The organism is Neiella marina, assembly GCF_002165625.1.
Lineage (GTDB): Bacteria > Pseudomonadota > Gammaproteobacteria > Enterobacterales > Neiellaceae > Neiella > Neiella marina.
Genome location: NZ_NGNS01000013.1, coordinates 59,663 through 76,065, shown reverse-complemented (window position 1 = coordinate 76,065; position 16,403 = coordinate 59,663). Strand labels below are relative to the sequence as shown.

The window sequence follows — 16,403 nt, the reverse complement described above, 5'->3', positions numbered from 1 at the left end:
CTTATGGCAGCAATGGGCTGTAAAGTTTGTCATTAAAGCCAACGATTATTGTGTCACCAGTGATCAATACCGGGCGTTTCATTAATGTCGGTTGTTCAAGAATTAAGGCAACGGCCGACGCTTCATCAAGGTTTTGTTTTTGTTCATCGCTAAGCCCTCGATAACTGGTAGAACGTTTGTTAAACAGTACTTCCCAGCCAACTTGACTCGCCCACTCAGCCAATTGCGACTGTGCTAGCGGTTGTTCGCGAACATCTTGAAAATTGAAGTCGATAGCGTTTTTTTCGAGCCACTTGCGAGCTTTGCGAACCGTATCGCAGTTGGATATACCGTAAACAGTGGCGTGATGAGTTGACATGTGATCCCTATGGCGCAATCAAAATTGGGCCAAGAATATCACAATCTTTTCGACAGGCAGGAGTTGATTGACTAATGATTCACTCAGCTCGCATGAACATGCACCTGATGACTCCGCTGGACCGCTGCCACTTAGAGCACCGCAACAGATTTGACCTGTGCCCAGACATGATGGCCAGGGTGTATTTGTAGTCGTTCCACCGAGTGGCTCGATAGTTGTGCCAACAGGTGTTGTTGTTGATCGAGTTGTAATGTCACTAGTTTTTCACCCGGCCTTCTGCCATCGCCGACACTACTCACTTTGGCAGGAAAGATATTACTAATACTGGTGTCATGGGGTTGCGTGAGGCAAACACTGACATCGGAGGCAAACACGCGGCAGCGTAGCTGTTGACCCACTGGATGATCTTGCTGACTCAATCGCAGGGCAAAACGACCAAAGCGAAGCTCGCTGGCATAGTGCTCCAAATGGCCGCTGATCTGGCCCTCAATGACGGAGCTGGCGCCATCATTGAACAATTCGGCATGCTGATGATCGAGCAGTACTTGTTTGATTGGTCCTGCTGCTTTGACTTCGCCGCCATCAATCAATACCAAGTGATCCGCCAAGCGAGTGACTTCATCAGCAGCATGGCTGACATAGATGACAGGAATAGCCAACTCCTGATGGAGTCGTTCAAGGTAGGGTAGTATTTCTTGTTTGAGGGCCCGATCCAGCGCTGATAACGGTTCATCCATTAGCAGCAATTGCGGCGAAGTCAGTAATGCTCGGGCAATTGCGACGCGTTGCCTTTCCCCGCCGGATAAGGCCGCAGGCGAACGTTTTAGTAGTGGTTTCAAGCCCAATAATTCAATGATATGGGATTCAGACACCTGCCGCTCTGCCGCTGCGATTCGCTTTTGGCCAAATTGTAGGTTGGCAGCAACGTCGAGATGGGGAAACAAACTTGCTTCCTGAAACACGTAACCGATTTGGCGTTGATGAGGGGGCACAAAAATACCATTGGACTCGTCTTGCCAAACCTCAGTACCAATTTGAAAGAAACTATTCGGCAGACGTTCGAGTCCCGCGATAGCGCGTAAGCAAGTGGTTTTGCCCGAACCTGATGCGCCATAAAGCGCAGTAATCCCCGTCGCCGGCAAGTTGAGCGCCATATCCAGAGTGAAGCCTTCGCGTTCAACGCGAAACTTTGCCACTATCGCCACTACAGTGTACCTCGCCGGTTTGCCCTGTGGTTGATGATGTAGATTGCCAATAATGCCACGAACGAGAATGCCACCATGCCGCCGGCGAGCCAATGGGCCTGACTGTATTCCATGGCTTCGACATGATTGTAGATTTCAACTGACAGCACTCTTGTTTCGCCGGGAATATTACCGCCAATCATTAACACCACGCCGAACTCGCCAATTGAATGACAAAAACCCATCACAATGGCGGTGAAAAATCCGGGTCTAGCCATTGGCACGACAACATGCCAAAAAGTGTCCCAAGGGGATGCCCTGAGTGTTGCAGCCACTTCAAGCGGCCGCTTGCCAATAGCCTCAAATGCGTTTTGCAGGGGTTGTACAACGAATGGCAATGAATGAACGGCACATGCAATGGCGATACCGGCAAAGCTGAACGGCAAGGTGCCAAGGCCTAGCCCCGCCGATAGCTGCCCTGCAGGGCCGTTGGGGCCCAACAGTAGTAACAAATAAAAGCCCAATACCGTTGGTGGTAGCACTAGCGGAATGGCAAAGATGGCACTAACAGCCGGCTTCAACTTGGATTGAGTCTGCGATAGCCACCAAGCCACTGGGGTGGCAATAACCAGTAGCAATAGTGTGACCACTGAGGCTAACTTCAGTGTCAGCCAAACCACAGTCAAGTCAACACCGCTCATGGACGTTCCTCTTGCCTATGCCGCTGTGGCCATGCTTGGTCGCTGGTATCCATCAGTGATATGGCCTTTGTGATTGTCATAGTCGTTGACTTAAGCCTATCAAATCATTGGCTTTGTGTCCGGTAACCAAACGATTGAATGATTGTTTTGGCGGCATTTGAACGCAAGTATTCGATAAGCGCTTGTGCTGCTTGATTTGTCGTTGCTGATTGGAGCAACACGGCATCTTGCTTCAATGCTGGATGCAGTGAACTTGGGACCAACCAAGCAGAGCCAGCGATGAGTCGACCTTGCTGGTACACCTGTGATACCGCAACAAACCCTGCGGTGGCATTACCACTACTGACGTATTGGTAGGTATGACTGATGTTCTGCCCCTGAACCAAGCGTGGCAACCAGTATTGCGCCACGCCGAGCTGTTCCATCACTGCGATTGCCGCGGCGCCGTACGGGGCCGATTTGGGATTGGCGATGGCCAGTCGCTTGATTGTTGAATTGGGCTGCAGCTGTTGTTGCCCTGTAATTAACTTGGCATCGGCTGACCACAATGCCAGTTGCCCAATGGCGACCGTCATTAGTGAATCGGCTGTTGCTAAATCTTGTTCTATCAAGGCTTGCGGTCTTGCCTGATCGGCAGCCACGAAGACATCAAAAGGAGCGCCATTGATAATTTGCGCATACAACTTACCGGTCGAGCCAGCGGACAACGATACTTGGTGGCCGCTGCGTTGCTCAAAGTCATTGGCCAGTGCTTGCATTGGTCGATAAAAATTAGATGCGACAGCAACTCGAACTTCGCCACTTTGAGCGGTGGCTGTTACTACGAGGGTCAAGATCACTGCGAATGGCAAACGACGGAGCAAGGTTGTCACTGTTTTCAACGACGAGTAATCCTTATTTGAAAGCTGACTTAACTAAGAGTGCCAGAACTGTGGCGCAAAGCCAGCAAGTAATAATTACAGCTTTGCAAAAATAACACCAAGCCTTTGCTTTGGGGGCAGTGCAGTGAAAGCCGCACTGCGTCAGATAGGCAAGCTAACAGACATCACCGAACAAGCGACAGTGATGCACTAGCGATGTCTGTTTTACGACAACAGATGGCAACGTTGATTGGTTTGTGGCAGCGCCGTTGCTGCTCACTCTCGAACCGATTTTTCAAAATACAAAAAAGCCTCCAACAATGGAGGCTTGATGATGATGCTTTAGCAAGGGCTTATTTACGCAACGTCAGAACCACACTCTCGGCCAACGATACTTTGCCGGAGTGTTTATCCAGCTGCTTGATTTCATCCATGTTGGAAATCACCACTGGGGTTAACACTGATTTTGATTTGGCTTCTAGCAGCGGTAAGTCAAATTCGATGACGACGTCTCCGGTTTTTACTTTCTGGCCTTCTTGCGCAATACGCTTGAACCCTTCACCTTTAAGCTCAACAGTATCGACGCCAAAGTGAACAAACAGCTCGATACCGCTGTTTGACTCAATACTAAAGGCGTGGTTGGTTTCGAAAATTTTGCGAATTGTGCCATCACAAGGAGCCACCATGCGGTTGCCAGTTGGGTGAATAGCGATGCCATCACCTACTATTTTTTCAGCAAATACAACGTCAGGCACGTCTTCAATATTGACGATTTCGCCGCTCACTGGAGCATAAATTTCAATACCATTGGTTGCGTCGGCTTCATCGCTAACCAGTTTTTTCAGTTTATTGAAAAAACCCATGTTTTCTGGCTCCTATCATGGTTGCCTAAATCACTGTGCCGGTAAGTCTAACACCAACAAGATTAATTAGAAAAATATCTCTTGCCATGCCAATACAAAACCAAAAGCAATGCTATGAGGTTTAGTTTTTATTGTTTAGATTTGCAACAACTCATTGATAATTTTGCTGCATTTTTAACTGAAGTGTATCACCGATTGCCTATTATTAACTTTTTTCCATGGCAGTTGCCTCAGCATCTTCAAAATGAGTCGTTTGCTGTTCAATGAAGCCAAGGCGCTCACAACTATCTTGGGCAAAACCTTTACCCGCTTCTCGGTATACGTTGAACACGCTGGTGACTCCGAGTTGTGCCATTTGTTTCTCTTCGTCAAAGTAACGGACCACAGCGGCAACATCGCCAGAATAGTCGGTCTTTGATAGTTGCTTGGCGGCATAGTAGTTACCGGTATGCTCCGGCATCGCCAGGAAAATACCTCGAAGAGATCCTGATAATTCAACTTTGTGCCAAAAATCCGGGTCAGTCGCATCTGCATGAATGATATTGCGATGCTGACGCTCATGGTGACCAACACGCGAAGAATCACTATCAACACCGGTCACGGTGCCGCCAATATGGGCATTTAAATACTCGTAAGTACCGGTGCCAATGCGGCCCATACCGACCACCAAAAACTGTGTATTGCCAAGAGCAATCGGTCGATCTAAATCATTCAGTTGTCTTGGTTGAAGCCAGCCGAGCTTCGGCCTTAGGTTGACATAGAGCTTGCTGACTTGCTGATTAAGCGGCGCAGAAAGAATGAAACTTAGCGCCAGCGCTAGCGCCACCGTTGTCAGCCAGTCTTGAGATAACCAACCAGCGTTTACCGCAATAGCACAGACAATTAGACCGAATTCACTGAAGTTAGTTAACGAAGCCGAAGCCATTAATGTCGTTCGAATGCGCATGTTGAAACAGCGGATTGCGGCGGCATAAATGAGCGACTTGATGGGCAACAGGAGCAACAAGATCAGCGCCACAGCGATGGCATCTGAACCTGGGAATTGGCGCATGCCAATTTCCAAAAAGAACACGATGAGGAACAGTTCTTTCATGCTGTAAAGAGACTTCATCAGCTCATCTGATTTCTTACTCGGTGCCAGCATGATCCCCATGAGCAAGGCACCAAGATCGCCTTTGATACCAACCATGGTAAACAGCCCGTAGCCCATACCAAAGGCCATAAATAGGCCAAACAAAACCAGTAGTTCACCGTGACCGGCACGCTTCATCAGACCAAACCAAACCGGCCTGAATAGCGGAATGAGCAACAAGGCAAAGGCCCACATGCTGGGCATGACACCTTTCGATATGGTTAAGAAAACCACGGCAAAGATGTCTTGAATAATCAAAATGGCAATGGCCAGTTGCCCGTAAAGGCTTTGGCCTTCGCCCTTCTCTTGCAGAATTTTGATTACGAACACGGTACTTGAAAAGCTCAAACCAAAGCCAAGTAATGCCGCAGTTTGCCAGTCCAGTTGTTCAAATAGCGGCAGCGGCACAAAGAGCCCGAACATCATGAGCATGGGGGTGAACAATGCTACCGACGCCGTCATTTGTAGCAGTGCACTGCCCCAGAAGGGCTTCGCTGCAAGTGATTTGACGTTGAGTTTGAGGCCGATGGTGAACAACAGCAAGGTCACGCCGAGGTCGGCCAAAATGCCTATTTCTTCGGTGGCTTCAACGCCAACTAAGTGAAGAGCAAATCCGGCGATCAAGAATCCCACCAATGGTGGTAGTCCAAATCGAGTGGCCATCATCCCTAAACCAAGGGCAAAAGCGATATCTAAAAGAGCTGACTCCATGAATACCTTTCAGATTGTTGCGAACCTCATTGGTTTGCACCATAGCATTGGATCTGGTTTTGACCAATCAGACTTGTTATCTTTGCCGCCATTGCGACAGAAAAAAGAGTGACAATGGCCTACGAACACAAAACCAAAGCGGGGAATCTTGGCGATGTGTTTAAGCACTTAACGCTTTGCCAACTGCTCGATGGAAAATTAGAAAAGCATCAAGGAAAGTTTTTCTGTTATGCCGACACCTTTGCTGGCCGGCCGCAATATGCCATCGAGCAAAGTAAAGGCTGGCGCAAAGGCGCCGCTAAATTGCTTGATATTAATATTCCGCCGTTGAGTTCGGTGCGTTATTGGCACCAGCACGTCAGCGCCACTAAGACCCAAACCGAACCTTTCTACCCCGGCTCATCAAAATTTGCTGAACAGTTGATCGTTCAGCATGGCTTCAAACCGCAATTGTTGCTTTGGGACACCTCTGAAGTTTGTGTCAATGCGTTAAAAGACAGTTTTCCGAACGCTAAGTACGTTGGCCAAAGTGAAGTGAAGGTCAATGATTTGCTATTAGAGCAAGCCGATTTCGTGTTGATTGATCCGCCCGGTATTCGCTCTCGCCGCCACCCCGATTACCCCAGTTGGCAATCGCTGGCACAAATGATGGCATTGCCAGTGGATATGCTCATGTGGCTGCCTTTGCCTGATAGCCTGACATCCAGTCGTAATGTATCCCACCGTGATATTCGTAAATTAGCTGTGAGCATGAATTTGACCGTCTCTGAGGTCACTTGGAACACCACGGGCATGCTTGGCTGTCAGCTGCTTTACCGCGCTGATCCGCTGATCATGGGGGCGGCTCGGCGGGTGATTGACTGGATGGCTCACACCATGAAATGCCAAGCCAAACATTTCGACATTACCTCCATATGAGCGACGCAACCTTGTCTAACTCGGCATGTCGTTGGCATCCCGATTGGCAATGTCATTCACCACTTTTTGCCAATCTGACAAGCCCTGCAAAAGCGACTCGTGACTTAGCCGCTTGGCCGGAGCCTTGCTTGTTAGCTCAACGGTTGCAGTTATCAGGCATCGATCTGATCGCTCAGACCACGTTTGACCAAACCGGCTTGAGCTACGAAAGCTACGTCGCTGATTTCAATGCGGTACCGACTCGAAACAACTGGCATGACTTTTTTAATGCGGTGATCTGGAGTCAATTTCCGTTGAGCAAGCAAGTGATGAATCAACTGCATGTGACGGATATCAGTCGCTATGGCAAACGGCGGACTAAACGGCGTGATGCGCTGACTTTGCTGGATGAATGCGGGGTGTTACTGCTTTGTAGTGACTCGAAATGGAGTGATGCGCTAGCGGCACACCAATGGCACGACTTGTTCTGGCATTGGCGTTCAGGTTGGGGTCAGAGCATTGTTCCCCTTGTCATTGGTCATGCGCTTTACGAACAGGCATTCACTCCACACATTGGTTGGTGCGGCAAAGCGCTGGTGCTCAATGTGGACCAAGCATTTTCGTCACTGACTAAGACCCAACAATACGCCGAAGCCGATAGGCTCCTAGCAGCGAAACTGCCAACGCTCGAATCGCCTCGCCAGTTAAAACCATTGCCGATTCTTGGCGTACCGGGTTGGCACCAAGAACCGGTGGAAGCGAGCTTTTTTGATAATCAAAGCTACTTCCGCCCCAAAAGAATCGACTAACCAGCCATCAGCCGACACCTACTTGCCAAAGGTCACTTATTCAGATTGTTTAATACCGGAAATCAATGTTCGGTAGGGGAATAGCTGCGCCTATTGGTAGCGGGAATCATATCAACGCCCAAAGCAGAGTTGTGCCGATAAGCACGTCCTACTGGCTTTACTTGTTAAATTCTTTCCATTCTCCAATTAGCCCCCAATCTTGGAAGTAATATATGGATGTTAAATAGGCCTCGGTAGTCTTGAATGTGATTTCATAGCCGTTATTACAAATTAAGCTTTCTGGTCGAAAGGCCATCTCTTTTCCTAGTTGAAAATCAGATACGAAATCACTTAGATCACCCGGTTCCTCTAACCATTGTGCGATACAAAAAGCTAACTTTAAATTCTGATTTTCTTGCAGTACATAGATATTTTTTAAGGCAAAAACCTCTTCTTTAATAAGTGTTCGGCCTATAAAACGCTCATCCACGAAATCTAGCTCAAAAGCAAGTTCACTCACCTCCGACAAGTTGCCAGAATCATCTTTCAATATGAGAATATGAATATTCGTCGGACCTTTAATCCTCCAGCTGTAATACAGGTATTCATCTACCACGGTGAACTTAGTGCCGACAGGGATATACTTAATCCTGATAGGAGTTGTTATCCTATCCTCCCCCATACAATTACCGCAGTCGCTGAGAATACCCGTTATTGTTCGGTCAACCTCATCAGCGAATATTGTTGTCGAATTTCGCCTGATATATCTAGACACCTTGTCATACCTAGGTAAATTCATTTTGTAGGCAAGAGGAAGTTTCGTTACAAATGTCTTGCCCAGAAATTCGCTAGAGCTTTCAACTTCTTTCCGCTCCGGAATCGAGCTATCGCAAGTTACCAAAAATACAATTATTAACAGTACTGAAAGCTTATTCATGGAATTTAACGTCTAGCTAAGGGGAGCCGGAACGCAGTATAGGCTTCCCATGGAGGCCAAGTTTCTTTGTGGCCGGAGTAATCTTGAGCTACTTGCTAAATAGCTTGGTCTTTAAATCTAACAACGAACTCTTTTGCCTCTGACAAAGTAGCAGGATAATCGACTTTATAGTGACCGCCATCCTCTCTTAACTCATAGACTGATTGAAAATAAAAGCCATTATCGACTAGATATTTTACTTTTTTCCACTGCGCTGTGTCAGTTGATTTAGGTGCAGAGAATTTACGACTTAACTCAATCAATTCTCCACCACAATCGGGACAAACTCTGGCGTCTTCAGAGCTAGGCTTTTTAAAGCTCTTCTGGCACTTAAAGCAAACATTTGGAAGGAGGTAAGACTGAATACTCTTCTCCTTAGCAAAATACTTGTGGTGTTTGAACTTGCTCATAAGCTATTTAACACTTAGCAGGGATACCAAGCCCGTACTATCCAGATAGGTGGACTGTACACCTATTTTGAAAATGGGGATGTTTTCGGAGAGTGTTCGCCTATGTCCTTTAGGCTTGGCATCAGCAGAATGCTCTAACCGATTGATTCCCTTCGTGAGATTTAATATATCTTGTTCGCCGCTAAAAATCAGCGATACAGCTCAAATTGGCTCGATCGCAGTGGAGTGTTGCTCGCCTGATGGGGCGCTTTGCAGCGGCTTGAGTTGACTCAGCGCAATTACCAGTCTTGTTACATTAGCGAACCATGATTTAAAATGCCGACCTTCAAGCCGGTATTCAGTAGCCTCACCTTAGCGCTGCGCACCGCTCATTTGATGAGTATCACAAAGGTCTGTTTGTTTTGATGTTGTTTTGCCGTGTAAGCCACAAGAGCCAACTATTCTTATCCCGTCGCATCGTTGGCGACCAACATCAATTGGTAACCCTATGACCGATATGGTTCTCAGCCAAACTATTCCTACTGCTAATGGTTGGCGTATCGGCCGGTTGACGCTGAATCACCCCGAACACTTGAACGCCCTGAACGCCACCATGATTGCGCAAATTCATCAGCAGTTAGAGCGTTGGCGTTATGACAATCGCATTGTCGCGGTGATGATGGATAGCAATTGTGACCGGGCTTTTTGTGCTGGTGGAGATTTGTTCAGCATGCACCGCATGATGACTGCCAATCCCAATCAGTTGCAGCCAGAGCTGGCAGAATTTTTGGCCGCGGAGTATCGCTTAGATCACGCTATTTTTCATTTTCCCAAACCGTTATTGGTCTGGGCTGACGGCATTGTCATGGGCGGCGGAGTTGGCTTGTTGGTCGGCGCCAGTCATCGTGTTGTCACCGAACGAGCTCGACTGGCGATGCCAGAAGTCATGGTCGGCTTGTTTCCAGATGTCGGCAGTACTTGGTTTCTCAATCGCATGGAGCCTGAGGTGGCTCGTTTTTGGGCGTTAACGGGTAGCCAGATTAATGGCGTTGATGCGGTCGCACTGAGCTTGGCCGATGAACAGATTAAGAATGATCAAAAGCAGTCCATTATTAACCAGCTGCAACTATTGTCGTGGCAGGCTGATGGCTCTGATCATCAATCGCTGTCAGAACTGCTGCATGAGTATCGGATATTGCAACCATCCCAAGGATGGCTTACATCGCGAATCGAATTGATTGAACAACTGTGTACTGGTGATTCGCTGGTGGCTATCCAGCAGCGGCTCAATGATTATCAAGGCAACGATGGCTGGATTAAGAAAGCGGCGCAGAATCTGGCTAGCGGTAGTCCAATTTCGGCGCAAATCATTTGGCGACAACTAGCCATTCGAGGCATGAGTTTGGCTGATTGTTTCCGGTTAGAACTTGCGATTGTTGCCAACCTTGGCCGTCATGGCGAACTTACCGAAGGCATTCGAGCCTTGCTGATTGATAAAGACAGAAAGCCCAAATGGCACTATGCCGATATAGTTGACGTGCCAGCAGCGCTCATCGACGGACTACTGACATCGCCTTGGTCGCAACCTCAGCATCCGCTGGTGGATCTGCGCGATTAACTCATTTCGTTTGTTGTTGCGCTTCGCCACGCAGTCAACCTTATGGCAGAATGACCGCTGTTTCGATTGCTTTGCTTCATTGATAATAATCACGGACACCGTTGATGGAATTTAGCCCTTTAGTAGAACAACTGATTGAGTCGCTGCGCTGCCTTCCTGGGGTCGGCCGTAAGTCGGCCCAACGCGCCGCTTTTCATTTGTTAGAACGCGATCGTGATGGCGCTAACGAGTTGGCCAATGCCTTGCAAAAAGCAATGGCTGAGGTCGGTCATTGTCAGCAGTGCCGCAATTACACCGAGCAAGATTTGTGTGCCATTTGTCAGAGCCCAAAACGCAGTCAAGCGACTGTTCTAGCTGTAGTCGAATCACCCGCTGATTTGATGGCACTGGAACAAAGTGGTCAGTTCAATGGCTTGTATTTTGTTCTCTATGGTCACCTATCGCCGCTGGATGGTATCGGGCCAGAACAACTTGGCCTGAGTTTGCTTGAACAGCAATTAGCGAAAGGCCAAATCGAAGAAGTGGTTCTTGCGACAAACCCAACCGTAGAGGGAGATGCGACGGCTCATTACATTGCCGAGATCTGTAGTCGTCACAGCGTAAAGGCAACGCGTATTGCTCATGGTGTGCCAGTTGGCGGTGAATTGGAATATGTTGATGGCACCACGCTGGCGCGCTCATTTGCTGGCCGCACCTCCATGAGTTGATGTTGAGCTTGGCCGGTCGCTCTCCGGCCCGAGCCAAGCCGTTGACACCAGCAAATTTTGCATCGACTGCACTTTTCCCCTTGAAATCGAAATCACTGCCCTTATATCCCAATCCAACAATAGCTCTGACCGCAAGATTGAGATAGAGGACCTAAGATGAGCGAAACTGCACAACGCGAAACCCATGGCTTTCAAACCGAAGTCGGCAAATTGCTGCATCTGGTAACCCACAGCCTGTACTCAAACAAAGAAATCTTCCTTCGTGAGTTGGTTTCCAACGCCGCCGATGCTGCCGATAAGCTGCGCTTTAAAGCTTTGTCAGACAATGATCTGTACGAAAATGATGGCGAACTGCGTGTTCGCATCAGTGCCGACAAAGACGCCGGGACATTGACCATTTCCGATAACGGTATCGGTATGACCCGTGATCAGGTGATTGAACATCTGGGCACCATCGCTAAATCTGGCACGTCGGAATTTTTCAACCAACTGAGTGGCGATGAGTCGAAAGATTCGCAATTGATTGGCCAGTTTGGTGTTGGTTTCTATTCAGCATTTATCGTTGCTGACCGCGTCACGGTCCGTTCTCGTGCTGCTGGCTTTGGCGCTGATGCTGGTGTCCAGTGGGAGTCGGCGGGTGAGGGCGATTTCACTGTTGAAGACATCAACAAAACCGATCGCGGTACCGACATCATTCTGCATTTGCGTGACGAAGAGAAAGAATTCCTCGATGACTGGCGTTTGCGTCAGATCGTCAACAAATACTCAGACCACATCTCTATTGCGGTAGAAATGTGGAAAGAAGAAGTTCCAGAACAAGATGGCCCTGACGGCGAAAAAATCGCTGCGGTACCTGCTAGCTGGGACAAGGTAAATACAGCAAAGGCGTTATGGACTCGCGAAAAATCAGATATTTCTGACGACGAGTACGGTGAGTTTTACCGCCATATTTCTCACGACTTTGAAGCGCCAATGACTTGGTCTCACAACCGTGTCGAAGGCACTCACGATTACACCAGCTTGCTGTTTATTCCAAAGCGCGCGCCATTCGATATGTGGAACCGAGAGTCTAAGCACGGTCTTAAGCTCTACGTGCAACGCGTGTTCATCATGGACGACGCCGAGCAGTTCATGCCTACCTACCTGCGTTTTGTCAAAGGTGTGCTGGATTCCAATGATCTGCCACTGAACGTGTCGCGTGAATTACTGCAAGACAGCAAAGTCACCGATGCCATGCGCAAAGCTTGTACCAAGCGCGTGCTGCAAATGCTGGAAAAACTAGCGAAGAAAGACGCCGACAAGTATCAGGAATTCTGGAAAGAATTCGGTAACGTGCTGAAAGAAGGCCCGGCTGAAGATGCTGCCAACAAAGAAAAAATTGCTGGCTTGTTGCGCTTTGCTTCAACTGAAAATGACACGGCAGAGCAAACTGTTGCCTTGGCTGACTATATTGAGCGCATGAAAGAAGGTCAGGACAAGATTTACTATGTGGTTGCTGACAGCTTTAACTCTGCCAAGAGCAGCCCTCACTTAGAAGTATTCCGCAAGAAAGGCGTTGAAGTGCTGCTGATGTCTGAGCGCGTTGATGAGTGGTTAATCAGTCACTTAAACGAGTTTGATGGCAAACAGTTAGTTTCAGTGACCCGCGGCGCTCTGGATCTTGGCGATCTTGAAGATGATGCTGACAAAGAGGCGCAAAAGGCCTTGGAAGAATCGTCGGAAGGCTTGGTTGAGCGAATTAAGACGTCACTGGGTGAAGCAGTGAAAGAAGTCCGCGTCACGCATCGTTTGACCAATTCGCCAGCCTGTATCGTGGTTGATGAGCACGACATGTCGAGCCAGATGGTTAAGCTGATGAAGGCTGCTGGTCAGCCGGTACCAGAGCAGAAGTTCATTCTGGAAGTAAACCCAGAGCACGATCTGGTCAAGCAAATGGATGCCCTGCAAGCGGAAGATACCTTCGCCGAGTGGAGTCAATTGCTGTTGGACCAAGCGACTTTGGCAGAGCAAGGCACGCTGGATGATCCTGCTTCTTTCGTGGCTCGGGTCAATAAGTTGTTGCTTAACCAAGGCTAAAATCCAATTTAAAGACGGCGATAGGTTGGCGCCTACGCCAAATGTCTAACCCCGTGGATTTTCTAATTGCAGCATTGCCTGCTAGGATCCGCGGGGTTTTAGTTTTTAATCAATTTATAAAATAGAGAAAGAGGCCAATTATGCGCATTATTTTGCTGGGCGCCCCTGGAGCCGGTAAAGGCACTCAAGCGCAAGTCATCATGAATAAATTTGGTATTCCCCAAATTTCTACCGGTGACATGTTGCGAGCTGCGATCAAAGCCGGAACCCCATTAGGACTGGAAGCGAAGAAAGTTATGGATGCTGGCCAGCTGGTATCTGATGACATCATTATTGGCTTGGTGAAAGAGCGTGTTGCCCAAGACGATTGTGCAGAAGGCTTTTTACTCGATGGTTTCCCTCGCACGATTCCACAAGCAGATGCGATGAAAGACGCAGGCATTAGCGTCGATTACGTCGTAGAAATTGATGTCCCAGATGAAGAAATCGTCAAGCGTATGAGTGGCCGCCGCGTGCATCCGGGCTCTGGTCGTACTTATCATGTCATCTACAACCCACCAAAAGTGGAAGGGAAAGATGATGTCACGGGTGATGATTTGGTGATCCGCGATGATGATCAAGAGGATACCGTGCGCAAGCGTTTGGGTGTCTATCACGATCAAACCAAGCCTTTGGTCGACTTCTACACTGCAGAAGCAGCGGCTGGTGCGACCCAGTATCTGAAATTTGATGGTACTGAATCAGTTGACCAAGTCTCTGACAAAGTGCTGGCTTCACTGAGCTAATCAGCGCAGCCTAACAGCAATAAAAAAACCGCCGAATTGGCGGTTTTTTTGTCGAATTCGTTTGCCCTACACGTAGACGATGGAGGCGCAGGCAGCCAGCGATAGGAATGCCAATAAGCCGAATAGTCGTTTCATGGGGTAGCTCCTAGAGGTTTAATATTTTGCCTGCCCTGAAGCTAACCAAGCCATCGATTTAATACAAATTAAGCTGTTTGTTGTGTGACCATTCGCACCCAATTGCAGAACTGATTCTCAGTTACAGAGCCCAATGCCGAAGCTAGTTCACATGGCTGTGAATAAAGCTATCGATAGCCTTCAGCGTTTGCAGTCGGGTTTCGTTTTTGCTCAAGTAGTGGCCTTCATCATCGAGCTCAACAAAGGTCACCTCTTTGCCGAGCTTCTTGAGCTTTTTATACATGTCTTCTGACTGCTCAATATCCACCACTTCATCGATGTTGCCATGGATAAGCAAAATCGGCGCATTAATGTTAGTGGCATGATGAATGGGAGAGACAGACTCAAGATACTCATCACTCGCCTTGCCATTGGCCATGGCGTCTTCCCAGTAAGCGACAATAGAATCTCGGCGTCTATTTTCGCGCTTTTCCCTATCTAGCATCATCTCTAAATCAGCGATGCCGTTGATCGACACCGCACACTGATAAACATCTGGCGTGAAAGTCGCCCCTGCCAACGCCGCGTAGCCTCCGTAACTTGCGCCAACAATACACACCCGATTGGCATCGAGCTGACCTTGTTGGGCTAGCAGAGTGACCGCGTCGGTTAGATCGTCCTGCATTTTTTTACCCCACTCGCCGCGCCCTTTGAGTACATGTTCGAGACCAAAACCCCAAGAGCCCCGAAACTGTGGTTGGATCACCAGGAACCCGCGGCTGGCAAAATACTGGGCTAACCAATCAAAGCCCTTTCTGTCGTATGACTCAGGCCCGCCATGCGGCATCATAATGGCCGGTAGCGGTTGACTGCTTTCAATATGGGCAGGTCGAGTCAACAGGGCGGGGATGGTTAAGCCATCTCTGGCTTGATAGCTGAATACTTCGACAGGGTTGACTTGTTCAGCCTTCAGTTGCGGCCGTGATGAGGCGACAAAAGTGAATTCCCCGTCGCTAAACAAATAATACTCGCCGGGTATTCCCATGCCTTCGACGTAAAACAGCATCGTTCGCCAATCAGGCGTATAGTCGACTAACGTCATCGAGTCGTCCGGCATTGCTTTGGTAATCGCCGAAAAAAGCTTGTTGAGTTTGGTGTCGAAAAACTCATAGCTTGGCTGGAATCCGGCATAACGGACGCCTGCGACAACGCGGTCGGTATCGGTCAACAGTCCTGCGACACTGGCGTCTTGGCGAGAGAATATGGGGCCGGTAATGCTGCCGTCGGCCAACTCCAATCGGTAGTATGCGCGATGGCCGGATTCGGCAACTGCCGACATCACCAGTGCTTTGTAATCCGGAGTAATACCAGCAATGCCCTTGTTGATGTAATCGGTGGTTTCCTCATAAACAGTGCGCCATTGTCCATCGTCATAGGCTTCTACAATGTGACGGTTGCGGTATTCATCGTATCGTTCCCGTGCTAGCAACTGGTCATTCTGGTCGAGAAAAAAGTCGAGGGAGTTGACCGTTCCTTTATGTACTGCTCGCGGGGTCCGTTTCGGTGAGTCAAGTTTGACCCGAACCAAACCATAAGAGGGTGAGTTAGGATTTCGCTCGTTACTCAAAAACGCGGGCATGTAAGCCCAAGCGAGATCACTCGATAGCGCAACAATATCTCCGAGGCCGGTTTGACCTTTGTGAATACCCTTGCCTGGAGTCAGCATTTGCTGAATTTTGTTGGTGTTCAGATCAAACAAGAATGCGGTGCTGACATCATGAGAGCCAGAGTATCCTCGAATCCGCCGATGCTGAGTGGAGCGAATGACGATTTGCTGCTCGCTGAGGAAGTAAAGTTCATCGGTGCGGATGCTGGAAAGATCCAAGGCGCCAATCACTTCAGACTTAGTCAAGTCAATCACAGTGAGGATATCCTTGCCCCTTGATGTATCGCGGTAGACGAGTCGTTGTCCTGATGGCGAAATTTTCATCATTGTTTTGGCCGGCAGGTAGCCAAAAACTTCCAGTGGCACCAGAGGCGTGACGGCGGTCAGTTGGTCACTTGGTTGGGCGTAGGCAACGCTAGCGTGGAGAGTGACAGAGGCTAATAATGAAGCGAATAATAAAATGTGACGCATCGTTCGAATCCTTGAACAATATATTGATCTTCATGCACTTTAAACAACATTAAAGGGTATGCCAAACGGCTTAAACGTTTGTGTGATTTGGACAGCTAATGTCGGTG

Annotated in this window: 15 protein-coding genes; 6 read left to right on the top strand and 9 right to left on the bottom strand. The window is 48.6% G+C overall.

Annotation, left to right across the window (positions count from 1 at the left end):
- Nucleotide 1: 1 nt before the first annotated feature.
- The 6 genes from CBE68_RS11200 to CBE68_RS11175 form a co-directional block, all read right to left on the bottom strand.
- On the bottom strand, nucleotides 2-358 hold the full coding sequence (locus tag CBE68_RS11200; RefSeq protein WP_087506179.1) for an arsenate reductase: 357 nt from the start codon (nucleotides 356-358) through the stop codon (nucleotides 2-4).
- Nucleotides 359-489: 131 nt separating this feature from the next.
- Nucleotides 490-1,554 carry a molybdenum ABC transporter ATP-binding protein gene (modC, locus tag CBE68_RS11195; RefSeq protein ID WP_229744744.1) on the bottom strand — a complete coding sequence of 355 codons (1,065 nt, stop codon included), beginning with the start codon at nucleotides 1,552-1,554 and terminating at the stop codon, nucleotides 490-492.
- An 8-nt stretch (nucleotides 1,555-1,562) separates the two neighbouring features.
- The gene (gene modB, locus CBE68_RS11190) at nucleotides 1,563-2,243 is read right to left on the bottom strand and encodes a molybdate ABC transporter permease subunit (RefSeq protein WP_087506178.1); all 681 of its coding nucleotides are present in this window, start codon (nucleotides 2,241-2,243) and stop codon (nucleotides 1,563-1,565) included.
- A 104-nt stretch (nucleotides 2,244-2,347) separates the two neighbouring features.
- Entirely contained in the window at nucleotides 2,348-3,115 is a 768-nt protein-coding gene (gene modA, locus CBE68_RS11185) for a molybdate ABC transporter substrate-binding protein (protein WP_087506177.1), read from the bottom strand.
- A 341-nt stretch (nucleotides 3,116-3,456) separates the two neighbouring features.
- Nucleotides 3,457-3,966, bottom strand: a complete 510-nt coding sequence (gene crr / locus CBE68_RS11180) for a PTS glucose transporter subunit IIA (RefSeq protein ID WP_087506176.1) — start codon at nucleotides 3,964-3,966, stop codon at nucleotides 3,457-3,459.
- A 205-nt stretch (nucleotides 3,967-4,171) separates the two neighbouring features.
- Nucleotides 4,172-5,809 carry a cation:proton antiporter family protein gene (locus tag CBE68_RS11175; protein WP_087506175.1) on the bottom strand — a complete coding sequence of 546 codons (1,638 nt, stop codon included), beginning with the start codon at nucleotides 5,807-5,809 and terminating at the stop codon, nucleotides 4,172-4,174.
- 114 nt (nucleotides 5,810-5,923) lie between these two features.
- On the opposite strand from CBE68_RS11175, the gene CBE68_RS11170 reads away from it, so the two are divergent.
- Nucleotides 5,924-6,727 (top strand): 23S rRNA (adenine(2030)-N(6))-methyltransferase RlmJ, encoded by an 804-nt coding sequence (locus CBE68_RS11170; protein ID WP_087506174.1) that lies wholly within the window; start codon nucleotides 5,924-5,926, stop codon nucleotides 6,725-6,727.
- Nucleotides 6,724-7,515 (top strand): DUF3025 domain-containing protein, encoded by a 792-nt coding sequence (locus tag CBE68_RS11165; protein WP_158100580.1) that lies wholly within the window; start codon nucleotides 6,724-6,726, stop codon nucleotides 7,513-7,515. The genes CBE68_RS11170 and CBE68_RS11165 overlap by 4 nt, the downstream gene beginning before the upstream one ends.
- 157 nt (nucleotides 7,516-7,672) lie before the next feature.
- On the opposite strand, the gene CBE68_RS11160 is transcribed toward CBE68_RS11165, so the two are convergent.
- Together CBE68_RS11160 and CBE68_RS11155 are read right to left on the bottom strand one after the other, a co-directional pair.
- The gene (locus tag CBE68_RS11160) at nucleotides 7,673-8,431 is read right to left on the bottom strand and encodes a hypothetical protein (protein WP_087506172.1); all 759 of its coding nucleotides are present in this window, start codon (nucleotides 8,429-8,431) and stop codon (nucleotides 7,673-7,675) included.
- A 95-nt stretch (nucleotides 8,432-8,526) separates the two neighbouring features.
- Nucleotides 8,527-8,880 (bottom strand): hypothetical protein, encoded by a 354-nt coding sequence (locus CBE68_RS11155; RefSeq protein ID WP_087506171.1) that lies wholly within the window; start codon nucleotides 8,878-8,880, stop codon nucleotides 8,527-8,529.
- A gap of 487 nt (nucleotides 8,881-9,367) precedes the next feature.
- Here CBE68_RS11155 and CBE68_RS11150 point away from each other — a divergent pair, with 487 nt between their 5' ends.
- The 4 genes from CBE68_RS11150 (at nucleotide 9,368) to adk (ending at nucleotide 14,045) form a co-directional block, all read left to right on the top strand.
- Nucleotides 9,368-10,477 (top strand): enoyl-CoA hydratase/isomerase family protein, encoded by a 1,110-nt coding sequence (locus CBE68_RS11150; protein ID WP_087506170.1) that lies wholly within the window; start codon nucleotides 9,368-9,370, stop codon nucleotides 10,475-10,477.
- A gap of 104 nt (nucleotides 10,478-10,581) precedes the next feature.
- On the top strand, nucleotides 10,582-11,184 hold the full coding sequence (gene recR / locus CBE68_RS11145; RefSeq protein WP_087506169.1) for a recombination mediator RecR: 603 nt from the start codon (nucleotides 10,582-10,584) through the stop codon (nucleotides 11,182-11,184).
- 156 nt (nucleotides 11,185-11,340) lie between these two features.
- Nucleotides 11,341-13,260, top strand: a complete 1,920-nt coding sequence (htpG, locus tag CBE68_RS11140; protein WP_087506168.1) for a molecular chaperone HtpG — start codon at nucleotides 11,341-11,343, stop codon at nucleotides 13,258-13,260.
- A gap of 140 nt (nucleotides 13,261-13,400) precedes the next feature.
- Entirely contained in the window at nucleotides 13,401-14,045 is a 645-nt protein-coding gene (gene adk, locus CBE68_RS11135) for an adenylate kinase (protein ID WP_087506167.1), read from the top strand.
- A 277-nt stretch (nucleotides 14,046-14,322) separates the two neighbouring features.
- Here adk and CBE68_RS11130 read toward each other — a convergent pair whose 3' ends face one another.
- Nucleotides 14,323-16,296, bottom strand: a complete 1,974-nt coding sequence (locus CBE68_RS11130) for an alpha/beta hydrolase family protein (protein ID WP_087506166.1) — start codon at nucleotides 16,294-16,296, stop codon at nucleotides 14,323-14,325.
- Nucleotides 16,297-16,403: the final 107 nt, after the last annotated feature.